Below are 2,411 nucleotides of genomic sequence, written 5' to 3' on the forward strand. Positions count from 1 at the left end.
GACTTTAAATCAAGTAATACAATCTTTAGTGGAGATATAACTGCAAATAATTTATTAAGCGATGAAAAAAGCACTTTTCAAGGTAATGTTAGTGCTGATAGCATAAGTGCAGTTGGTTCTATATTTAAACAAACTCTAACTATTACAGGCGATAGTAAAAACAATGTCTTAGATAAAGCTACATTAGAGCAAGGCATAGTAATTGATAGTAAAGATACACAAGTAAGTGTAATAAATGGCTCAGAAATCAAAGGAGAAATAAAAAACGAAGGCTTTATAAATGTAGAAAAAGGCTCAACAGTATCAGAGCTAGTATCAGGTAGCGGAACACTCTCAACCGATGGAGCTTTTTATGAAGATAATGTAAGTATAGGCAAGATTGAAGGAGAGAACAATACTTTTAAAGGCGATGTAACAGTTACTAATGCAGTAGATGTTTATGCTGATAATAATACATTTCATAAAAACTTAGAAGTTACAAACGGCAAACTAATAGCTACTACTAAGAACGACTTTAAAGATATTAATGCTAATAATATTGAGTTTAAAAATGATAACGAAAAAACAACCGATGAAATCAAAGCTCAAACAATAAAAGTAGATGATAAGCTAGTAATTAAAAATATAGATTTAAAAACAACTTCTATTAGTGCAAACAAAGGAGAGATTACAAACTCAAATGTATTCTTAAATAATACTAATGAAGGCTCTAAAGATACTAAAGTATTTTTAAAAGGTAAAGATGATAATGCTAGTAGTGTATATGATAAAGCAGAAATAACAAGTGGAGATTACACTATAGAAAAATCAGCTATTAAAGGTGGTATTAGAGCTAATACCTTAACTACAACTAATTCAAAAATAGTAGGGCAATTAGCAGTAAATAATCTAAACGCTACTAATTCTACATTTTATATAACAGGTGGTGGATATAATACTTCTTTATATAATCACTTTAGTGGAGCAATCATTGCAAGATATGGTGCAAGTGGCTTTAATAATATAATTAATATTTCTAATACAAACTTAGGCTTATTAATTAATGGCTATGTTCCTATTGCAATTATTAATAATACTAACAACTCAAATACTACTAATTCAAATTCTACAAGAGCTGATGCAATAGCTACAACACCTAAAGTAGTTAGTGAAGATTTCTTTAAGGTAACTTATACAACACCTATTTCAAGTGTATTATTATCACCTAATCTAGTTCATTATACAACTATGCAAGATGAGAATGGAACTAAAGAAGTTTGGAGTGTAGGTTTAGCTGGTAAAGAATTAAGCAAAGATGAAATCCAAGCAATAATTGATGGTAAAGGCAATGTTAATTACACTACAACAGAATTAATTAATAAAAACTATAAAGATTATTTTATGAGTGAATTATTAGACGATAATACAAAAGCTGAATTAAAAAGTATAATTAATACACCTTATTATGTAGCAAAAAATCAAGCAGAGATTTTAAATGATAGATTTACTTATCTAAGAGATGATATTAAAAATCACGGCTTTTGGGTGAATAATTCATATAATTATTTAAAGACTAATTATAATGATTTAAGAAACAAAGGTACAAGCGTTGGTATAGATAAGAATATAAGCTTAGATAGATTTAATCTAACTTATGGAGTATTTGCAAATATTTCAAGATTAGAAATAAATAAAGCTTTAAGCTCTTCTACTAATGTAAGGTCATTTGGAGCTTATGCTTCTACTAATTTTTATAATGGAAGCTTTATTGATTATTCTTTAGCTTATGTAACATTAAAAAATAAATTTGAAGCTAAAAAGATTGATTTATACACTACTAATTACTTAGACTTATATCAAATAGGTTTAGGCTTAGGACATAGATTTAGTATAAATAATAATTACTTAGAGCCTAATATTAAATTAATAGCTACTAGATTTAAGGACTTAGACTTAAAAGGAACTAATGCAAGTATAGAAACTAAAAAAGGTCTTCAAGCTAGTATAAAAGCAGGAGTTAAAGCAGGGGTTGAGTTTAACAAAAACTTTAGCTTAGTTACTGAATTACAATACTTTAAAGACCTAAATGCTCTTTCAAAAAGTAAAGTAGTAGCTCTTTTAGAAAACAGTTTTAACAATATCCAAGATAGTGGCTTGAATGCTAAAATAGGATTTTTAGTAAAACCAAATTCTAAATTAGACATTAATGCTGATTTTACAAAGAATATTTCTAATGAGTTTGATACAGGATATAGATTAAACTTAGGATTTAGCTATAAGTTTTAATTAGAACTTTAATAAAGTTCTAATTAACTTAGCTTTATTCTAAATACAAAGCTATTTCATCTGATATTAAATAGTTTTTATTAAATACTTTATTATCTTTTATAAAAACCAAATCTTTTAAATCATCTAATTTATTTTTATTTTTT

At 26.6% G+C, this 2,411-nt stretch carries 1 protein-coding gene; it reads left to right on the forward strand.

Annotated elements, in window-relative coordinates:
* Positions 1 to 2,265, forward strand: a 2,265-nt coding sequence (locus tag AVBRAN12654_RS09215; protein ID WP_336614367.1) for a hypothetical protein, incomplete at its 5' end; no start/stop codon positions are given.
* Positions 2,266 to 2,411: the final 146 nt, after the last annotated feature.

The organism is Campylobacter sp. RM12654, assembly GCF_020137585.1.
Lineage (GTDB): Bacteria > Campylobacterota > Campylobacteria > Campylobacterales > Campylobacteraceae > Campylobacter_E.